This is a genomic window from Streptomyces phaeoluteigriseus (assembly GCF_001896135.2).
Lineage (GTDB): Bacteria > Actinomycetota > Actinomycetes > Streptomycetales > Streptomycetaceae > Streptomyces > Streptomyces phaeoluteigriseus.
In genome coordinates this window covers 83,264-100,981 of sequence record NZ_MPOH02000017.1, presented here as the reverse complement: position 1 = coordinate 100,981, position 17,718 = coordinate 83,264, and the positions used below count along the sequence as shown (strand labels likewise).

The 17,718-nt window shown below is 73.0% G+C and carries 15 protein-coding genes and 2 pseudogenes; 10 read left to right on the top strand and 7 right to left on the bottom strand.

Annotation, left to right across the window (positions count from 1 at the left end):
• Positions 1 to 232: 232 nt before the first annotated feature.
• The 5 genes and pseudogenes from BM536_RS27865 to paaA all read right to left on the bottom strand — a co-directional run bounded on the left by BM536_RS27865 (position 233) and on the right by paaA (position 3,710).
• Entirely contained in the window at positions 233 to 1,294 is a 1,062-nt protein-coding gene (locus tag BM536_RS27865; RefSeq protein ID WP_073493963.1) for a 2Fe-2S iron-sulfur cluster-binding protein, read from the bottom strand.
• Positions 1,294 to 1,815 (bottom strand): 1,2-phenylacetyl-CoA epoxidase subunit PaaD, encoded by a 522-nt coding sequence (paaD, locus tag BM536_RS27860; RefSeq protein WP_073493965.1) that lies wholly within the window; start codon positions 1,813 to 1,815, stop codon positions 1,294 to 1,296. The genes BM536_RS27865 and paaD overlap by 1 nt, the downstream gene beginning before the upstream one ends.
• A complete protein-coding gene (gene paaC, locus BM536_RS27855) occupies positions 1,809 to 2,531 on the bottom strand; it encodes a 1,2-phenylacetyl-CoA epoxidase subunit PaaC (RefSeq protein ID WP_073493967.1) in 723 nt (240 codons plus the stop codon). Before paaC ends, paaD begins: the two co-directional genes overlap by 7 nt.
• On the bottom strand, positions 2,528 to 2,815 hold the full coding sequence (gene paaB / locus BM536_RS27850; RefSeq protein ID WP_073493969.1) for a 1,2-phenylacetyl-CoA epoxidase subunit PaaB: 288 nt from the start codon (positions 2,813 to 2,815) through the stop codon (positions 2,528 to 2,530). The genes paaC and paaB overlap by 4 nt, the downstream gene beginning before the upstream one ends.
• Positions 2,812 to 3,710, bottom strand: a pseudogene (gene paaA / locus BM536_RS27845) (1,2-phenylacetyl-CoA epoxidase subunit PaaA). The gene paaB and the pseudogene paaA overlap by 4 nt, the downstream one beginning before the upstream one ends.
• 532 nt (positions 3,711 to 4,242) lie before the next feature.
• Between paaA and BM536_RS27840 the strand changes: the two are divergent.
• From BM536_RS27840 to BM536_RS27830, 3 genes are read left to right on the top strand one after another with little or no spacing between them, the layout of a single operon-like run.
• Positions 4,243 to 5,073 carry a DUF5819 family protein gene (locus BM536_RS27840; RefSeq protein WP_073493971.1) on the top strand — a complete coding sequence of 277 codons (831 nt, stop codon included), beginning with the start codon at positions 4,243 to 4,245 and terminating at the stop codon, positions 5,071 to 5,073.
• Complete coding sequence (locus tag BM536_RS27835) at positions 5,070 to 6,287, top strand: HTTM domain-containing protein (protein ID WP_073493972.1); 1,218 nt, start codon at positions 5,070 to 5,072, stop codon at positions 6,285 to 6,287. Before BM536_RS27840 ends, BM536_RS27835 begins: the two co-directional genes overlap by 4 nt.
• Positions 6,284 to 7,042 (top strand): TrmH family RNA methyltransferase, encoded by a 759-nt coding sequence (locus BM536_RS27830; protein WP_094103662.1) that lies wholly within the window; start codon positions 6,284 to 6,286, stop codon positions 7,040 to 7,042. The genes BM536_RS27835 and BM536_RS27830 overlap by 4 nt, the downstream gene beginning before the upstream one ends.
• 24 nt (positions 7,043 to 7,066) lie before the next feature.
• Here BM536_RS27830 and paaN read toward each other — a convergent pair whose 3' ends face one another.
• Complete coding sequence (gene paaN / locus BM536_RS27825; RefSeq protein ID WP_094103661.1) at positions 7,067 to 8,758, bottom strand: phenylacetic acid degradation protein PaaN; 1,692 nt, start codon at positions 8,756 to 8,758, stop codon at positions 7,067 to 7,069.
• Between the two features lie 160 nt (positions 8,759 to 8,918).
• Between paaN and BM536_RS27820 the strand changes: the two genes are divergently transcribed.
• Complete coding sequence (locus BM536_RS27820) at positions 8,919 to 10,433, top strand: 3-hydroxyacyl-CoA dehydrogenase (protein ID WP_073493974.1); 1,515 nt, start codon at positions 8,919 to 8,921, stop codon at positions 10,431 to 10,433.
• Positions 10,430 to 11,017 (top strand): TetR/AcrR family transcriptional regulator, encoded by a 588-nt coding sequence (locus BM536_RS27815; protein ID WP_073493976.1) that lies wholly within the window; start codon positions 10,430 to 10,432, stop codon positions 11,015 to 11,017. The genes BM536_RS27820 and BM536_RS27815 overlap by 4 nt, the downstream gene beginning before the upstream one ends.
• Before the next feature lie 2 nt (positions 11,018 to 11,019).
• On the opposite strand, the gene BM536_RS27810 is transcribed toward BM536_RS27815, so the two are convergent.
• On the bottom strand, positions 11,020 to 11,427 hold the full coding sequence (locus tag BM536_RS27810; RefSeq protein WP_245873843.1) for an Lrp/AsnC family transcriptional regulator: 408 nt from the start codon (positions 11,425 to 11,427) through the stop codon (positions 11,020 to 11,022).
• Positions 11,428 to 11,757: 330 nt separating this feature from the next.
• Between BM536_RS27810 and pdhA the strand changes: the two genes are divergently transcribed.
• The 5 genes and pseudogenes from pdhA to BM536_RS27785 form a co-directional block, all read left to right on the top strand.
• Positions 11,758 to 12,891: a pyruvate dehydrogenase (acetyl-transferring) E1 component subunit alpha gene (gene pdhA, locus BM536_RS27805; RefSeq protein ID WP_073493980.1), complete on the top strand. Its 1,134-nt coding sequence runs from the start codon at positions 11,758 to 11,760 to the stop codon at positions 12,889 to 12,891.
• Positions 12,891 to 13,894, top strand: a pseudogene (locus BM536_RS27800) (alpha-ketoacid dehydrogenase subunit beta). Before pdhA ends, BM536_RS27800 begins: the two are co-directional and overlap by 1 nt.
• Positions 13,894 to 15,294 (top strand): dihydrolipoamide acetyltransferase family protein, encoded by a 1,401-nt coding sequence (locus BM536_RS27795; RefSeq protein ID WP_073493983.1) that lies wholly within the window; start codon positions 13,894 to 13,896, stop codon positions 15,292 to 15,294. The pseudogene BM536_RS27800 and the gene BM536_RS27795 overlap by 1 nt, the downstream one beginning before the upstream one ends.
• 210 nt (positions 15,295 to 15,504) lie before the next feature.
• Entirely contained in the window at positions 15,505 to 16,428 is a 924-nt protein-coding gene (locus BM536_RS27790; protein ID WP_073493997.1) for an NTP transferase domain-containing protein, read from the top strand.
• Positions 16,394 to 17,718 (top strand): molybdopterin molybdotransferase MoeA (locus tag BM536_RS27785; protein ID WP_107439634.1); only part of this gene is annotated, 1,325 nt, incomplete at its 3' end. The genes BM536_RS27790 and BM536_RS27785, both read left to right, overlap by 35 nt.

The window sequence follows — 17,718 nt, the reverse complement described above, 5'->3', positions numbered from 1 at the left end:
GCCGGGCGCCGTGCCCTTCGCCGGGTCCGTGGGCGGTTCGTGGGCGGTTCGCGGGTCTGTGCGTCTGCGGGTCCGCAGGTCTGAGCTTCTCCGGGGCCTCCGGGGCCTCTGGGGCCTCCGGGGCCTCTGGGGCCTCCGGGGGCTGCGGGGGCTGCGGGGGGTCTACGGGTCTGCGGGTCTTGTGTCTGTGGGCCCCCAGTTCCCCAGATCCGCGGTTCCGGCCTTTCCCCATTCACCGGTCGAAGTCCACCTCCACCGTCTCCGTCAGCGGATGCGACTGGCAGGCCAGCACGAAGCCGGCCTCGGTCTCCTCCGGTTCCAGCGCGAAGTTGCGGTCCATGCGCACCTCGCCGGAGACGAGGAAGGCCCGGCAGGTCCCGCACACCCCGCCCTTGCAGGCGTAGGGCGCGTCGGGCCGGTTGCGCAGCACCGTCTCCAGAACAGACTCGCCGTCCGCCACGGGCCAGCTGCCGCCCCGGCCGTCGAGCCGGGCGGTCACCGTGCTGTGCGCGGGGGCCGGGGTGGTGGACGCGGGGGCCGTGACGTCCACGTGGAAGATCTCCTCGTGGATGCGGGAGCGGGGGACGCCGATGTCCCGCAGCGTCCGCTCCGCGCCCTGGACCAGCCCGAACGGCCCGCACAGGAACCAGCCCGCCACGTCCGCCACGGGCAGCAGCGCCGGCAGCAGGGCGGTCAGCCGTTCCTGGTCCAGCCGTCCGGACGGCAACCCGGCCTGCTGCTCCTCCCGGGAGAGCACGGTGACCAGGTGCAGCCGCTGCGGATACCGGTCCTTGAGGTCGGCGACCTCCTCCAGGAACATCGTCGACGCCGCCGTACGGTCGCTGCGGACGAGGCAGAACCGGGCCGCGGGCTCGCGCGCCAGCAGGGTGGCGACGATCGACAGCACCGGGGTGATTCCGCTGCCGCCGACGATCGCCGCGTACAGCCCGGGTGCGGGATCGAGGGTGAACCGGCCCGCAGGCGTCATCACCTCCAGCTCGTCCCCGACGTCGATCTCCTTGAGCGCGTACGTCGAGAAGGCGCCGCCCTCGACCAGCCGCACGCCCACCCGCAGGGTGCTCGGACCTTCGCCGCCGGGCTCAGGGGCGGGCGAGCAGATCGAGTACGTCCGCCGGATCTCGGTCCCGTCGGTCCTGCGGCGCAGGGCGAGGTGCTGGCCCGGCGCGTGCCGGTACTCCTCGCGCAGCGCGGCGGGGACCGTGAAGGTGAGGGCCACGGAGTCGTCGGTGAGCCGGTCCACCGCGGCCACGGGGAGCGGGTGGAAGCGGGCCATCACAACTCCTTGAAGTGGTCGAAGGGTTCGCGGCAGGCCAGGCAGCGCCGAAGGGCCTTGCAGGCGGTGGAGGAGAAACGGCTGAGCAGTTCGGTGTCGGCCGAGCCGCAGTGGGGGCAGCGGACCGGCTCCTGCTCGGCGGTGCGGGTCGGTCCCAGGGTGACGCCGACCGGTCCCGCCGTGCGCTGGGCGCGGGGCGGCGCTATGCCGAACTCCCGCAGCTTGCGGCGGCCTTCGGCGGAGATGTCGTCCGTCGACCAGGCGGGGCTGAGCACCGTGCGCACGGTGACCTCGCGGACGCCGTGGTCGCGCAGTGCCCGCTCGATGTCCATGGACATCGCCTCCACGGCCGGGCAGCCGGTGTAGGTCGGGGTCAGTTCGACCTCGACGCTGTCCGTGTCCCGCACATGGACCGCGCGCAGGACGCCCAGCTCCTGGAGGGTGAGCACGGGCAGCTCGGGGTCGGGCACGGAACCGGCGACCGCGAGGAGTTCCGCCTCCAGCGGGGTGAGGGTCACCATGACGCCCCCGGGTGGCTGCGGTGCAGATGCTGCATCTCGGCGAGCATCCGTCCGAAGGGTTCGGTGTGCAGGCCCTGACGTCCCGCGCCCGCACGCCAGGCACCGGCCCGCGGACCTTCCGGCGTCTCCAGTCCGGCCCGGCCGAGCACGGCCCCGACCGATTCCAACCAGGGCGCCTCAAGGTCGGCCAGGTCGGTGCCGACGCCCTCAACCGGCTGGAACATCTCGCCGGTGAACCGCCACAGGGCTGCGCAGGCCCGTCGCATCCGCTCATGGCTGACCTCGGTGCCGTCGCCGAGGCGCCGGGTCCACTGCTCGGCGTGGTCGCGGTGGTAGGCGACCTCCTTGACGGCCTTCGCCGCGAGCCCCGTGAACGGCCCGACCCCCGTGGCCAGCCGGTCGTACAGCAGGTGCTGGTAGGTGGAGAAGTACAGCTGGCGGGCGATGGTGTGGGCGAAGTCCCCGTTGGGCTGTTCCACCAACTGGAGGTTGCGGAAGGCGCGTTCCTCGCGGAGGTAGGCGAGTTCGTCCTCGTCGCCGGCCATCGACAGCAGGATGCGGGCCTGGCCGAGCAGGTCGAGGGCGATGTTGGCGAGCGCGACCTCCTCCTCCAGCACGGGCGCGTGGCCCATCCACTCGCCCAGGCGGTGGGAGAGCACCAGGGCGTCGTCGCCCAGGGCCAGAGCGGCGGTGTCGGTGTGCGCGGTCGTGGTCACAGGTGCTGCACCCCCTCCGGGATCTCGTAGAACGTGGGATGCCGGTACGGCTTGTCGGCGGACGGATCGAAGAACGGGTCCTTCTCGTCCGGTGAGGACGCGGTGATCGCGGCGGACGGCACGACCCAGATCGAGACGCCCTCGCCGCGCCGGGTGTACAGGTCGCGGGCGTTGCGCAGGGCGAACTCCGCGTCCGGTGCGTGCAGGCTGCCGGCGTGGGTGTGGGAGAGGCCGCGGCGGGAGCGCACGAAGACCTCCCACAAAGGCCAGTCGGTGTTCGTCATGCCTGCTGCGCTCCTGTCTCGCGGCTCTCGCGGCTCTCGGGGTTCTCACGGCTGTGCTTGGCCGCGTGGGCCGCGGCGGCCTCCCGGACCCAGGCGCCCTCTTCGTGCGCCCGGGTGCGCTGGGTGATCCGCTGTTCGTTGCACGGGCCGTTGCCCTTGAGGACCTCCTTGAACTCCGACCAGTCGATCGCGCCGAAGTCGTGCTGGCCCCGGTCCTCGTTCCACTTCAGGTCGGGGTCGGGGAGGGTCAGGCCGAGGGACTCCGCCTGCGGGACGCAGATGTCGACGAAGCGCTGGCGCAGTTCGTCGTTGGAGTGCCGCTTGATCTTCCAGGCCATCGACTGCGCGGAGTGCGCGGACTCGTCGTCGGGCGGGCCGAACATCATCAGCGAGGGCCACCACCAGCGGTCCACCGCGTCCTGGGCCATCGCGTGCTGCTCCGGGGTGCCGCGGCTGAGGGCCAGCAGCAGTTCGTAGCCCTGGCGCTGGTGGAAGGACTCCTCCTTGCAGACGCGGACCATGGCGCGCGCGTACGGACCGTAGGAGCAGCGGCACAGGGGGACCTGGTTGGTGATCGCGGCGCCGTCCACCAGCCAGCCGATCGCGCGACGTCGGCCCAGGTCAGGGTGGGGTAGTTGAAGATCGAGGAGTATTTCTGGCGGCCGGTGTGCAGCTTGTCCAGCAGTTCCTCGCGGCCCGTGCCGAGCGTTTCGGCGGCGCTGTAGAGGTAGAGGCCGTGGCCCGCCTCGTCCTGGACCTTCGCCATGAGGATGGCCTTGCGGCGCAGGGAGGGCGCGCGCGTGATCCAGTTGGCTTCCGGCTGCATGCCGATGATCTCGGAGTGGGCGTGCTGGGCGATCTGGCGGACCAGTGTCGCGCGGTAGGCCTCGGGCATCCAGTCGCGGGGCTCGATGCGTTCGTCCGCGGCCACCGCGGCGTCGAAGGCGCGCTGGTAGGCGTCCTGCTCACCCTCGGCGGCTTCCCGGCCGTCGTACCGCTGTGTGCCGGCCGTCCGGTGCGCTGCTGCTGTCGCCATGCGGTCCCCCTCGACCTCGGGCTCTGTCCGAGCCATCTCCCGACCGATCGTTCGGTCCGTGCGATTCCATGGTGAGACGGCCGTCGTAAGGTGTCAACCGCTGTGGACAACCTCCCGGCCTCCCTGTGGAAAACTCGGGCGGCCCGTCGGCGGCGCGGCCTCGGCGCCCACTCGGCCGGGTCCGCTCGGGGGGGAGGGCTGCGCGGAACGGGCCGGGCTGAGTACCGTTCCGTGCGACGACTGTGCGACGGCCGTGCGAAGGCTGTCCCGCCCCGTGCTTCGCGCACGGGGTGCGTGAGAGCGGGTCGGCGTGAGGCGGTGGCGCGTACGAACGGTCGCCGCGGCGAGGCCGAGCAGGCGCAGGACGGACTGAATCGGGGAACGGGGCGGAATGAACGCGTACGACGGAGGCGCCGGTCCTCCGCAGGGGGCCGAGGCGTCACGGGGGCCGGAGACGCCGGTGGAGGAGCCGGCGGAGTCGGCGGAGTCGGCGGAGGAGGCACGGCCGGCAGGTGGTCCGCCAGGTGCCCGGGTCGAGGCCGCGCAGGCCGGGCCACCGGCCGTGTCCGATCCCCGCAGCGGTGTGGCCGCTCTCTCCCCGCGCTACCAGGTCGTCGCCGCTCTGGCGCTCGCGGTCGTCGCGATCGCCGTCTGTGTGCACGTCGGGATGGTGTTCCTGCACGTCGCGCCGTCCAACACGGTCACCAAGACGCACGGCGAGGCGATCGACGAGTACATCTATCCCGAGTTCGAGCAGAACTGGAAGCTCTTCGCGCCCAACCCGCTCCAGCAGAACATAGCCGTCCAGGTCCGCGCCGACGTCCGCGCCGCCGACGGGGCGGCCCGCACCACCGGCTGGTTCGACCTGTCCGCCCAGGACGGCCGCGGCATCGACGGCAACCTGGTGCCGAGCCACACCCAGCAGAACGAGCTGCGCCGCGCCTGGGACTTCTACGTGGGCTCGCACGACTCCGACGAGCGTTCGGCGGGCCCGCGGGGCGCCCTCTCCGAGACCTACCTGCGCAACATCGTGGTGCTGCGCCTGGAGCGCGGCGACGCGGCCGGCCCGGGCGGCGTCATAGAGCGCGTCCAGGTCCGCTCCCGCACCACCAACGTGCCGGCCCCCGAGTGGGGCACCGACAAGGTCACGTCGAAGCCGGTCTACCGGGTGCTGCCCTGGTGGCAGCTGCCCGCCGGTGAGACCGAGGAAGGTGCGCAGTGAACCGGTTCTCCCTGTCGGTGTCCGCCGTCATCGCCCGCGTCACCGGGTCGGCGCTCGGGCCGTACCAGAGCGCGGTGGTCCGCATCGGGTTCAGCCTGACCTGGCTGCTGTTCCTGCTGCGTGAAATTCCCCACCGCGCGGAGCTGTACGGCCCCGACGGGCCGTGGAGCTGGGAGCTGGCCCGGCAGCTGATCGACGACAACGGCGCCTTCACGGTCCTGATGTGGTCGGACGGCCGGGTCTGGTTCGAGGCCGTGTACGCGCTGTCGGTCCTGTCGAGCCTGCTGCTGCTGCTGGGCTGGCGCACCCGCGCCATGTCGGTGCTGTTCATGGTGGGCGTGCTCTCGCTGCAGAACCGCAGCGTCTTCGTGGGCGACGGCGGAGACAACGTCCTGCACCTGATGTCGATCTACCTGGTCTTCATGCGCTGCGGCCGGGTGTGGTCGCTGGACGCGCGGCGTGAGCGGCGCGCGGTCGAGGCACGCGCGCGGGGGGAGCGGGTCACCGACCGGGTGGGGCCCGCTCTGTGGACCGTGTTCGGCGTGGTGCTGGTCGCGGCGACCGCGGGGGGCCGGCTCGACGGCGACTGGACCGTGCCGGTGATCCTGTGGGCGGTGTGGGCAGCGCTGGGCGTGCGGTGGGCCGTGGGGCGCCTCACGGCGTCCGCGGAACCCCGGATCGTGCTGGACGTGATCACCGACATCCTGCACAACGGCGCCCTGCTGGTGATCATGGCCGAGGCGTGCCTGATCTACGCGACGGCCGGCTGGTACAAGATCCAGGGCTCCCGCTGGCAGGACGGCACCGCCGTCTACTACCCGTTGCACCTGGACTACTTCTCTCCCTGGCCGGCACTCGGCGACCTGTTGTCCGCCAGCGGCACCATGGTGATGCTCGTGACGTACGGGACGGTCGTCGTGCAGGTCGCCTTCCCGTTCACCCTGTTCAACCGGCGGGTGAAGAACGTCCTGCTCGTCGCCATGATCACCGAGCACTTGGCGATCGCGGTGATCCTGGGGCTGCCGTTCTTCTCGCTGGCGATGATCGCGACGGACGCGGTCTTCCTGCCGACGCCGTTCCTGCGGTGGCTGGGCGGTTGGGCCACGCGCGTGTGGGAGGCGCTCCTGCCGCGGCGCGGCGCCGCGGTACCGGAACAGCGGGGGGCGCACGAGGCCGGGAAGGCCGAGCCCAGCCGCGTAGGCTTCACGGCATGACCGACCCCGATCCGCTCGGCCCGTGGCGCCGGCTCGCCGACGCCTCGGTGCTGCTCGACGGCTTCCACGCCGTCAAGCACGCCGTGCGCTTCGGGGCCGACGTGCCGGTGGCGGTCGCGGTGGACCGGCGCTCGGCGCTCGCCCTCGCCGACGATCTCGCCCCCGACGTACGGGCGACGCTGGAAGCGCTCCTGACGGAGGTGCCGGAGGCGACGTACGCCTCGCTGGTGCCGCGGCCGCATCCCACCGCCATGGCCGCCCTGGCCGTACGGCCCTCCCGGGAGGCCAATCTGCGGGCGCTGGCCCGCACGCCCCGCACCGCGCCGGTCGTGGTCCTCGACGATCCGCGCAACCTGGGCAACGCGGGGGCCGTGATCCGGCTGGCCGCCGGCTTCGGGGCCACCGGGGTGGTCACCACCGGCACGCTCGACCCCTGGCACCCGACCGTGGTGCGCGGCGGGGCCGGGCTGCACTTCGCGACGGCCGTGGAGCGGCTGACCGCCGACGAACTGCCGGCCGGGCCGATGTTCGCGCTCGACCCGGAGGGCGAGGACATCCGGGGCGTGAAGCTCCCGGACGACGCCGTCCTCGCCTTCGGTTCGGAGCGCAGCGGGCTGTCCGGGGCGCTGCGCGCGCGGGCGGACCATCTGCTGGCCCTGCCGATGCGCCCCCAGGTCTCCAGCTACAACCTCGCCACCAGTGTGGCCATGACGCTGTACCACTGGAGTGCGACCGGGGGCGCCACGCGCGTGTAGGCGGCCTTGCCCAGGCCTGAGGTCTCAGGCCTCTCTGCGGACCTCGACCACGCGGAAGCGGTTCGCGACGAACGCGCCGTCGGTGAGAGCCGCGTTGGCCGCGGGGTTGCCGCCGGAGCCGTGGAAGTCGGAGAAGGCGGCCGTCTGGTTGACGTACACCCCGCCGGTCAGGTTCAGCGAGAGCTGGGCGGCCTCCTCGAAGCAGACCTCCTGGACGGCCCGCTCCACCTCCTCGTCGGTGGTGTAGGCGCCGACCGTCATCGCGCCCTTCTCTCGGATCGTGCGCCGCAGCAGCTCCACGGCGTCGGCCGCCGAGTCGACCGCGACGGCGAAGGAGACCGGCCCGAAGCACTCGCTCATGTAGGCCGCCTCGTCGTCGGGCTTGGCCCCGTCGAGCTTGACGATCACGGGCGTGCGCACGACGGCGGCCGGGAACTCCGGGTTGCTCACCTCGCGGGAGGCCAGTGCCACCTCGCCGAGACCGGCCGCGGCCTCCAGGCGGGCCTTCACGTCCGGGTTGACGATCGCGCCCAGCAGGCCGTTCGCGCGTGCGTCGTCGCCCAGCAGGCCGTCGACCGCGCGGGCGAGGTCGGCGACGACCTCGTCGTAGGTCTTGGGCCCCTCGTCGGTGCGGATGCCGTCGCGGGGGATCAGCAGGTTCTGCGGGGTGGTGCACATCTGGCCGCTGTACAGGGACAGCGAGAACGCCAGGTTGGACAGCATGCCCCTGTAGTCGCCGGCCGACTCGACGAGCACCGTGTTGACCCCGGCCTTCTCGGTGTAGACCTGCGCCTGGCGGGCGTTGGTCTCCAGCCAGTCGCCGAAGGCGGTCGAGCCGGTGTAGTCGATGATCCTGATCTCGGGGCGGGTGGCCAGCGTCTTGGCGATGCCCTCGCCGGGCCGCTCGGCGGCGAGCGCGACCAGGTTCGGGTCGAAGCCGGCCTCGGCGAGCACCTCGCGCGCGACGGCCACGGTCAGGGCGAGCGGCAGCACCGCGCGCGGGTGGGGCTTCACCAGGACCGCGTTGCCGGTGGCGAGCGAGGCGAACAGGCCCGGATAGCCGTTCCACGTCGGGAAGGTGTTGCAGCCGATCATCAGGGCGATCCCGCGCGGGACCGGGGTGAACTGCTTGGTGAGGGCCAGCGGGTCGCGCTTGCCCTGCGGCTTGGTCCACTCCGCGGTGTCGGGCGTGCGGACCTGCTCCACGTACGCGTACGCCACCGCCTCCAGGCCGCGGTCCTGCGCGTGCGGGCCGCCCGCCTGGAACGCCATCATGAAGGCCTGGCCGGAGGTGTGCATGACCGCGTGGGCGAACTCGTGGGTCCGGTCGCCGATGCGCTTGAGGATCTCCAGGCAGACCATCGCGCGGATCTCCGCGCCCGCGTCCCGCCACGCGCGCTGACCGGCCTTCATGGCAGGCAGCAGCTCGTCGATGTCCGCGTGCGGATACTCGACGCCCAGCTCGATGCCGTACGGCGAGGTCTCGCCGCCCACCCAGTCGTCCGTGCCGGGCTGGCCGAGGTCGAGGCGGGTGCCCAGGACGGCGTCGAAGGCCGCCTTGCCGGCCGCCGCGTCCAGACTGCCGTCCGCGCCGTAGGCCTTGGGGTGCTCGGGGTGCGGGGACCAGTACGCGCGGGTGCGGATCGCTTCCAGGGCCTGGTCGAGAGTGGGCCGGTGCTTGGCGATCAGATCGTGAGCGGTGAGTTCGGCGGCCATGCGGGACCATCTCCTCGTCTGGACAGCTCTTCGTCGAGCTCCGGACCTGGACGGAAACAGGGACAGGAACGGGCAGTCAGAGTTAGAGTAACCGAACGATCGGTCGGGACAAGGGGGTCCGCCGCATCTGTGGAAAACCCCGTGCGGGAGGATCGCGCACATGACAGCACTCGACCTCAGCAGCCTCGTGGCCGTCGTCGGCACCGGCACCATGGGCCAGGGCATCGCCCAGGTCGCGCTGACCGCGGGCCACCCCGTGCGGCTGTACGACGCCGTCGCCGGGCGGGCCGGGGAAGCGGCCGCCGCGATCGGTGCCCGTCTCGACCGGCTCGTCGAGAAGGACCGTCTCACCGCCGCCGAACGGGACGCCGCCCGCGCCCGCCTCACGCCCGTGGACACCCTCGCCGGACTCGCGGACTGCGCGCTGGTCGTCGAGGCCGTCCTGGAGCGGCTGGACGTCAAGCAGGACCTGATGCGCGCCCTGGAGGACGTGGTCGGCGAGGACTGTCTGCTCGCCACCAACACCTCCTCCCTGTCGGTGACGGCCATCGGCGCCGCCCTGCGCAACCCGGGCCGCCTCGTGGGCCTGCACTTCTTCAACCCGGCGCCCCTGCTGCCGCTGGTCGAGGTCGTCTCCGGGTTCGCCACCGACGTCACCTCGGCCACGCGCGCGTACGAGACCGCCCGTCTCTGGGGCAAGACCCCCGTCGCCTGTGCCGACACCCCGGGTTTCATCGTCAACCGCATCGCCCGGCCCTTCTACGCGGAGGCCTTCGCGGTCCATGAGGCGCAGGGCGCCGATCCGGCCACCATCGACGCGGTCCTGCGCGAGTCCGGCGGCTTCCGGATGGGCGCGTTCGAACTGACCGACCTGATCGGGCAGGACGTCAACGAGTCCGTCACGCACTCCGTGTGGCAGGCCTTCTTCCAGGACGTGCGCTTCACTCCCTCATTGTCCCAGCGCCGCCTGGTCGAGTCCGGCCACCTGGGACGCAAGACCGGGCAGGGCTGGTACGACCACCGTGACGGGGCCGAGCGCGCCGAACCGCACACCGCGGAGAAGCGCCGGCCGCCCGCCCACGTCATCGTCGAGGGCGACCTGGGGCCCGCCTCCGAGCTGCTCGCGATGATCCGTGAGGCGGGCATCCCCGTGCGCGAGGAGGACGAGGACAACGGCACGCGCCTGGTGCTGCCGAGCGGCGGCCAGCTCGCCCTCGCCGACGGCCAGACCTCCGTGGAGTTCCGGGACGTCGTCTACTTCGACCTCGCCCTGGACTACCGCAAGGCCACCCGCGTCGCCGTGTCCGCCTCCCAGGACACCCCTCAGCAGACGCTGTCCGAGGCCATCGGCCTCTTCCAGGCGCTCGGCAAGGACGTCAGCGTCATCGGCGACGTCCCCGGCATGATCGTCGCCCGTACGGTCGCGCGGATCGTCGACCTCGCGCACGACGCCGTCGCCAAGGGCGTCGCCACCGAGGAGGACATCGACACCGCGATGCGCCTGGGCGTCAACTACCCGCTCGGCCCCTTCGAGTGGAGCCGCAGGCTCGGCCGGGTCTGGGCCCACGACCTCCTGGAGGAGCTGCACCTGCGCGAGCCCTCCGGCCGCTACGCGCCCTCCCTGGCGCTCTACCGCCACGGACACTCCGCCGACAAGCGGGAGGGCACCCCGTGACCACTGCCAAGCGCGACACGTACACCCCGGAGACCCTGCTGTCGGTCGCCGTGCAGGTCTTCATCCAGCGCGGCTACGACGGCACCTCCATGGAGCACCTCTCCAAGGCGGCCGGGATCTCCAAGTCGTCGATATACCACCACGTCAGCGGCAAGGAGGAGCTGCTGCGGCGGGCGGTGAGCCGGGCGCTCGACGGCCTCTTCGCGATCCTCGACGAGGAGCCCGCGCGCGTGGGACGCGCCGTGGAGCGCCTGGAGTACGTCGTGCAGCGCATGGTCGAGGTGCTCCTCTCCGAGCTGCCGTACGTCACGCTGCTGCTGCGGGTGCGGGGCAACACGGGGACCGAGCGGTGGGCCCTGGAGCGGCGGCGCGACTTCGACCACCGGGTCGCCGAGCTGCTGAGGGCGGCCGCCGCCGACGGGGACGTACGTGGCGATGTCGAGGTGCGGCTCGCGACCAGGCTCGTCTTCGGGATGATCAACTCGATCGTCGAGTGGTACCGCCCCGACGGGCGGGGCATGGGCGAGCGCGAGGTGAGCGAGGCGGTCGCCCGGCTGGTCTTCTCAGGGCTGCGGCAGGCCTGAGATCAGCCCTGCGGCTCCAGGTCCTCCTCCTCGAACACCAGCAGGGTGCGCGTGCTGAGCACCTCGGGAATCGCCTGGAGACGGGTGAGCACCAGCTCGCGCAGTGCCCTGTTGTCGGGGGTGTGCACCAGGAGCAGGACATCGAAGTCGCCGCCCACCAGGGCGATGTGGGAGGCGCCGGGCAGCTGTCTGAGCTGCTCGCGGACCGTGCGCCAGGAGTTCTGCACGATCTTCAACGTGATGTAGGCGGACGTTCCGTGGCCCGCGCGCTCATGGTCCACGCGCGCGCCGAAGCCGCGGATGACGCCGTCCTCGACGAGCCGGTTGATGCGCGCGTAGGCGTTGGCGCGCGACACGTGGACCCGCTCGGCGACCGACCGTATCGAGGCGCGGCCGTCCGCCTGGAGCATCTGGAGGATGTCCTGATCGATGGCGTCGAGCGGGCGGGGCGGGGTGCCGCTCTCCGGGCGGACGTCGCCGTGGTGCCCGCGCGCGGCGCGGCCCTGCCCTCCCCGCGCGGGGGTGCGCCGCCGTCCGGGCTGTCGGCCATTTGTTCAGGTGTCATGTCCCCCCGCCTCTCCGCCGTGGACGTACTGCGTCCATCTCAGGCTGTGGAGAACCGTTTGTCCACAGCCTGAGGGGGCCGGTAGCCAAAATGTGCCGACGACCGAACAATCGGTAGGTGAGGCGGGTCACAGCCGACCCGTCTCCCGTAGCCACTCCCACGAGGAGGTGCCGTCATGACGGTCATGGAGCAGCGGGGCGGATACCGGCCGACACCGCCGCCCGCCTGGCAGCCCCGCACCGACCCCGCGCCGCTGCTGCCCGACGCGGAGCCCTACCGCGTCCTCGGCACCGAGGCGGCCGCACAGGCCGACCCGGAGCTGCTGCGCCGGCTCTACGCCGATCTGGTGCGCGGCCGTCGGTACAACGCCCAGGCCACCGCCCTGACCAAGCAGGGCCGCCTCGCCGTCTACCCCTCCAGCACGGGCCAGGAGGCCTGCGAGGTCGCCGCCGCGCTCGTCCTTGAGGAGCGCGACTGGCTCTTCCCGAGCTACCGCGACACCCTCGCGGTCGTCGCCCGCGGCGTGGACCCGGTGGAGGCCCTCACACTGCTGCGGGGCGACTGGCACACCGGCTACGACCCCTTCGAGCACCGCGTGGCCCCCCTGTGCACGCCGCTCGCCACCCAACTCCCGCACGCCGTGGGGCTCGCGCACGCCGCCCGCCTCAAGGGCGACGACGTGGTGGCGCTCGCCATGGTCGGCGACGGCGGCACCAGCGAGGGCGACTTCCACGAGGCGCTGAACTTCGCCGCCGTCTGGCGGGCGCCGGTCGTCTTCCTCGTCCAGAACAACGGCTTCGCGATCTCCGTCCCGCTCGCCAAGCAGACCGCCGCCCCCTCCCTGGCCCACAAGGCCGTCGGGTACGGCATGCCGGGCCGGCTGGTCGACGGCAACGACGCGGTCGCCGTGCACGCCGTGCTGGCGGACGCCGTACGGCACGCGCGTGCGGGCGGCGGGCCCACGCTCGTCGAGGCGATCACCTACCGTGTGGACGCCCACACCAACGCCGACGACGCGACCCGCTACCGCGGCGACGCCGAGGTCGAGACCTGGCGCGGACACGACCCGATCGACCTCCTGGAGCGGGAGCTGACCGAGCGCGGACTCCTCGACGAGGAGACGAAACAGGCCGCCCGGGACGCCGCCGAGGCCATGGCCGCCGACCTGCGCGCCCGCATGAACCAGGACGCTCCGCTCGACCCCATGGACCTCTTCGCCCATGTGTATGCCGAGCCCACCCCGCAACTGCGGGAGCAGCGCGACCTGCTGCGGGCCGAGATCGAGGCGGAGCAGGGGGGAACGCACTGATGACCACCGTCGCCGTCAAACCCGCCACCATGGCACAGGCCCTCACGCGCGCACTGCGCGACGCGATGGCCGCCGACCCTTCCGTGCACGTCCTCGGTGAGGACGTCGGCACCCTCGGCGGCGTCTTCCGGGTCACCGACGGACTCGCCGCGGAGTTCGGCGAGGACCGCTGCACGGACACCCCGCTCGCCGAGGCCGGCATCCTCGGCACCGCGGTCGGCATGGCCATGTACGGCCTCCGGCCGGTCGTGGAGATGCAGTTCGACGCCTTCGCCTACCCGGCGTTCGAGCAGCTCATCAGCCATGTCGCCCGCATGCGCAACCGCACCCGCGGCCGCATGCCCCTGCCCGTCACGATCCGCGTCCCCTACGGCGGCGGCATCGGCGGCGTCGAGCACCACAGCGACTCCTCCGAGGCCTACTACATGGCCACTCCGGGACTGCACGTCGTCACGCCCGCCACGGTCGCCGACGCCTACGGCCTGCTGCGCGCTGCCATCGCCTCCGACGACCCGGTCGTCGTCCTCGAACCCAAGCGCCTCTACTGGTCCAAAGACTCCTGGAACCCGGAGGAGCCGTCAGCCGTTGAACCCATCGGCCGCGCGGTGGTGCGGCGCTCGGGCCGGAGCGCCACACTCATCACGTACGGGCCGTCGTGCCCGTCTGCCTCGAAGCCGCCGAGGCGGCCCGGGCCGAGGGGTGGGACCTCGAAGTCGTCGACCTGCGCTCCCTGGTGCCGTTCGACGACGAGACGGTCACCGCCTCGGTGCGACGGACCGGACGTGCGGTCGTCGTCCATGAATCGGGCTCCTTCGGAGGCCCGGGCGGGGAGATCGCGGCCCGCGTCACGGAGCGCTGCTTCCACCACCTGGAAGCGCCGGTGCTGCGCGTCGCCGGGTTCGACATCCCCTACCCGCCGCCGATGCTGGAGCGCCACCACCTGCCCGGCGTCGACCGCATCCTGGACGCCGTGGCGCGTCTGCAGTGGGAGGCCGAGAGCTGATGGCACAGGTGCTGGAGTTCAAGCTCCCCGACCTCGGGGAGGGACTCACCGAGGCGGAGATCGTCCGCTGGCTGGTCGAGGTCGGCGATGTCGTAGCCGTTGACCAGCCGGTCGTCGAGGTCGAGACGGCCAAGGCGATGGTCGAGGTGCCCTGCCCCTACGGCGGTGTGGTCACCGCCCGCTTCGGCGAGGAGGGCACGGAACTGCCCGTCGGCGCCCCGCTGATCACGGTCGCGGTCGGCGCGCCGGCCTCCGACGGCCCGACGGACGCCGCGAAGCTCCCCGTCGCCCAGGGCACCCCGGCCGCCGCGGACGGCCAGGGCTCGGGCAACGTCCTCGTGGGGTACGGCACCTCGGAGGCGCCGGCGCGACGCCGCAGGGTACGGCCGGACCGGCCGGCTCCCGTCACCGCGCCCCCGGCCCCGCCCCCGGCGTCGGCCGAGCCGACGAACGGGCGGGTCCGAACCGGCGAGTCGGCGGACGGCCCGGTGGCGGTGATCTCTCCCCTCGTGCGCAGGCTGGCCCGAGAGAACGGCCTGGACCTGAGGGAGCTGACCGGCTCCGGGCCCGACGGGCTGATCCTGCGGGCCGACGTGGAGTACGCGCTGCGCGCCGCGGCCGTGCAGGGCCGGACCACGACGGCGGCGCCCGCGTCGCACCCACGCGTGGCGGCACAGCCGACGGCGACCGCCGTCCCCACCGCGACCTCCGCCGGCACCCGCGTCCCGCTCAAGGGCGTCCGCGGTGCCGTCGCCGACAAGTTGTCCCGCAGCCGCCGCGAGATTCCCGACGCGACCTGCTGGGTCGACGCGGACGCCACCGAGCTGATGCGTGCCCGTGCGGCGATGAACGAGGCAGGGGGGCCGAAGATCTCCCTGCTGGCGCTCCTGGCCCGTATCTGCACGGCGGCCCTGGCCCGCTTCCCGGAACTCAACTCCACGGTCGACCAGGAGACGAGGGAGATCGTCCGGCTGGACCAGGTCCACCTCGGTTTCGCCGCGCAGACCGAGCGGGGCCTCGTCGTGCCCGTCGTCCGTGACGCGCACGCCCGTGACACCGATGGCCTCAACGCGGAGTTCGGCCGGCTCACGGAGGCGGCCCGCACCGGGACCCTCACGCCGGGCGATCTGACCGGCGGCACGTTCACGTTGAACAACTACGGCGTGTTCGGTGTCGACGGCTCCACGCCGATCATCAACCACCCCGAGGCGGCCATGCTCGGCGTCGGCCGCATCATCCCCAAGCCCTGGGTGCACGACGGCGAACTGGCCGTGCGTCAGGTCGTGCAGCTCTCGCTCACCTTCGACCACCGGGTGTGCGACGGCGGCACGGCGGGCGGCTTCCTGCGCCATGTGGCGGACTGCGTGGAACAACCGGCGGTGTTGCTGCGCACATTGTGACCGCGTGACCGCGTGACCGCGTGACCGCGTGAATGCGTGAATGCGTGAGTGCGTGAGCGCTCCGGCGTTCCCCGTGATCGGGGCGCCGCGCATACTCGGGGGGTGACTCCGAACGAGCCGCGGGCGGTCACCTCCGGCGATCGCCCCGACCAGGACGCCGCCGTGCCCTGCGATCAGGGCGTCGGCGGGCCCCTCACCCACGATGCCGTCGTGCTCGCCGGTGGCGGGGCCCGTCGGCTCGGCGGCGCAGACAAACCCGGTGTGCGGGTCGGCGGGCGGGCGCTGCTCGACCGGGTGCTCCGCGCCTGCGCCGAGGCGCGCACGACTGTCGTCGTCGCCGACCCACGGCCGACCGCCCGGCCCGTGCGCTGGGCGCGCGAGGACCCGCCCGGCGCCGGCCCCGTGGCCGCACTCGGCGCCGGGCTGCACCACACCGCCGCGGACACCGTCGTCGTACTCTCGGCCGACCTGCCGTTCCTCGCGGCGGACACCGTCCGGCGACTGCTGGCCGCCCTCGACCGGCAGGGCGCCGAAGGCGCGCTGCTCACCGATGCCGACGGCCGTGACCAGCCGCTCGTCGCCGCCTACCGCACGTTTGCCCTGCGCCGTGAACTGTCGGCGCTCGGCGAGGAGCACGGCGGCCTCACGGGGCTGCCCCTGCGCCGGCTGACCGCCGGGCTCGACCTCACCCGCGTCCCCGACCCCGTCGCGTCGTTCGACTGCGACACCTGGGACGACATCGCCGCCGCCAGAGCACGCATCAGGGAGCATGGCCACGTGTTGGATGAATGGATTTCCGCAGTCAAGGACGAGCTGGGCATCGATCTCGACGTCGACACCGGCGCTCTCCTCGATCTCGCCCGCGACGCCGCCCACGGAGTGGCCCGGCCCGCTGCCCCCCTGACCACCTTCCTGGTCGGCTACGCCGCCGGGCGGGCAGGGGGAAGCCCCGAAGCCGTCGCCGAGGCGGTCCGCAAGGCCACCGCCCTGGCGAACCGCTGGGCCGACGAGACCAGCGAGACCGACAAAGCCGCCGACAAGGCCGACGGGACCGCCCCCGGTCTCGCCCCGGCCGCCGGACAGCCCGACGTGGCCCCCGATGCCACGCCCGACACCCGCCCGGACGCCGGATGACCGCCCCCGGCGTCCGGGACGGCCAGGACGCCGAGGACCTCGACGTCGAGGAGGTGCTCGCCCTCGTGAAGGACGGCAACCGACCTGCCGCCCGACCACCGAGGCCACCCACGACCCGACGGCCACACGCGGCCACGGCTCCCCTGTCGCCCCCTACCCCGAAGCACGGCACCGGAAGACCTCCGCGACCCCCTGGGCGGACGCCCGCATCCGCGCCGCTCGCGCCGCCCGCTCCCTCGCCGCCCGCCGTACGCCCGTCTCCGTCGCTCTCGAGGACGCCCTCGGTCTCGTCCTGACGGCCCCCCTCACCGCCCTCACCGACCTGCCTTCCTTCGACACCTCCGCGATGGACGGCTGGGCGGTCGCCGGGCCCGGCCCCTGGGCCGTACGGGACGAGGGCGTCCTGGCCGGCCAGCACGGGCCCGCGGGCCTCGTCGACGGCGAGGCCGTCCGGATCGCCACCGGCGCCACGATCCCCCCGGACACGACCGCGGTGCTGCGCAGCGAGCACGGCCGTACCGACGAGAAGGGCCGGCTGCACCCGGGCCGTGATCTCCAGCACGGCCAGGACATCCGGCCGCGTGGCCAGGAGTGCCGTAGCGGCGATCAGTTGCTGCCCGCCGGAGCGGTGGTGACCCCGGCGGTCCTCGGACTCGCAGCGGCGGCCGGATACGACACGCTCGCCGCGGTCCCCCGTCCCCGGGTCGAGGTACTCGTCCTGGGCGACGAGCTGCTCACCGAGGGTCGCCCGCACGACGGACTCATCCGTGACGCGCTCGGTCCGATGCTGCCCCCGTGGCTGCGGGCGATGGGTGCCGAGGTGGTGGCCCTGCGCAGGCTCGGCGATGACGCGGAAGCCCTGCACCAGGCCCTCACCGCATCCGCGGCCGACCTGGTCGTCACCACCGGCGGTACGGCCGCGGGGCCTGTCGACCATGTCCACCCGACCCTGCGTCGTCTCGGCGCCGAGCTGCTGGTCGACGGCGTCGAGGTGCGTCCAGGCCACCCGATGCTGCTGGCCAGGCTCACGGAGGACCGGTACCTCGTCGGTCTGCCGGGCAACCCGCTCGCGGCTGTCTCCGGGCTGCTCACGCTCGCTGAGCCCCTGCTGCGGACCCTCGCCGGCCGGCCCGCTCCCGAGCCGTACACGCTGCCTCTGCGTGAGGCGGCGCACGGTCACCCGCATGACACCCGGCTCGTCCCGGTCGTCCTGCGCGGCGACCACGCTGTGCCGCTGCACTACAACGGCCCGGCGATGCTGCGGGGGATCGCGGCGGCCGACGCGCTCGC

Excerpts from the sequence above, each read along its gene's own strand:
- BM536_RS27865 (WP_073493963.1), bottom strand. The coding sequence starts at position 1,294 with ATGGCCCGCTTCCACCCGCTCCCCGTGGCCGCGGTGGACCGGCTCACC.
- paaD (WP_073493965.1), bottom strand. The coding sequence starts at position 1,815 with ATGGTGACCCTCACCCCGCTGGAGGCGGAACTCCTCGCGGTCGCCGGT.
- paaB (WP_073493969.1), bottom strand. The coding sequence starts at position 2,815 with ATGACGAACACCGACTGGCCTTTGTGGGAGGTCTTCGTGCGCTCCCGC.
- BM536_RS27840 (WP_073493971.1), top strand. The coding sequence starts at position 4,243 with ATGAACGCGTACGACGGAGGCGCCGGTCCTCCGCAGGGGGCCGAGGCG.
- BM536_RS27830 (WP_094103662.1), top strand. The coding sequence starts at position 6,284 with ATGACCGACCCCGATCCGCTCGGCCCGTGGCGCCGGCTCGCCGACGCC.
- paaN (WP_094103661.1), bottom strand. The coding sequence starts at position 8,758 with ATGGCCGCCGAACTCACCGCTCACGATCTGATCGCCAAGCACCGGCCC.
- BM536_RS27820 (WP_073493974.1), top strand. The coding sequence starts at position 8,919 with ATGACAGCACTCGACCTCAGCAGCCTCGTGGCCGTCGTCGGCACCGGC.
- BM536_RS27810 (WP_245873843.1), bottom strand. The coding sequence starts at position 11,427 with ATGCTCCAGGCGGACGGCCGCGCCTCGATACGGTCGGTCGCCGAGCGG.
- pdhA (WP_073493980.1), top strand. The coding sequence starts at position 11,758 with ATGACGGTCATGGAGCAGCGGGGCGGATACCGGCCGACACCGCCGCCC.
- BM536_RS27795 (WP_073493983.1), top strand. The coding sequence starts at position 13,894 with ATGGCACAGGTGCTGGAGTTCAAGCTCCCCGACCTCGGGGAGGGACTC.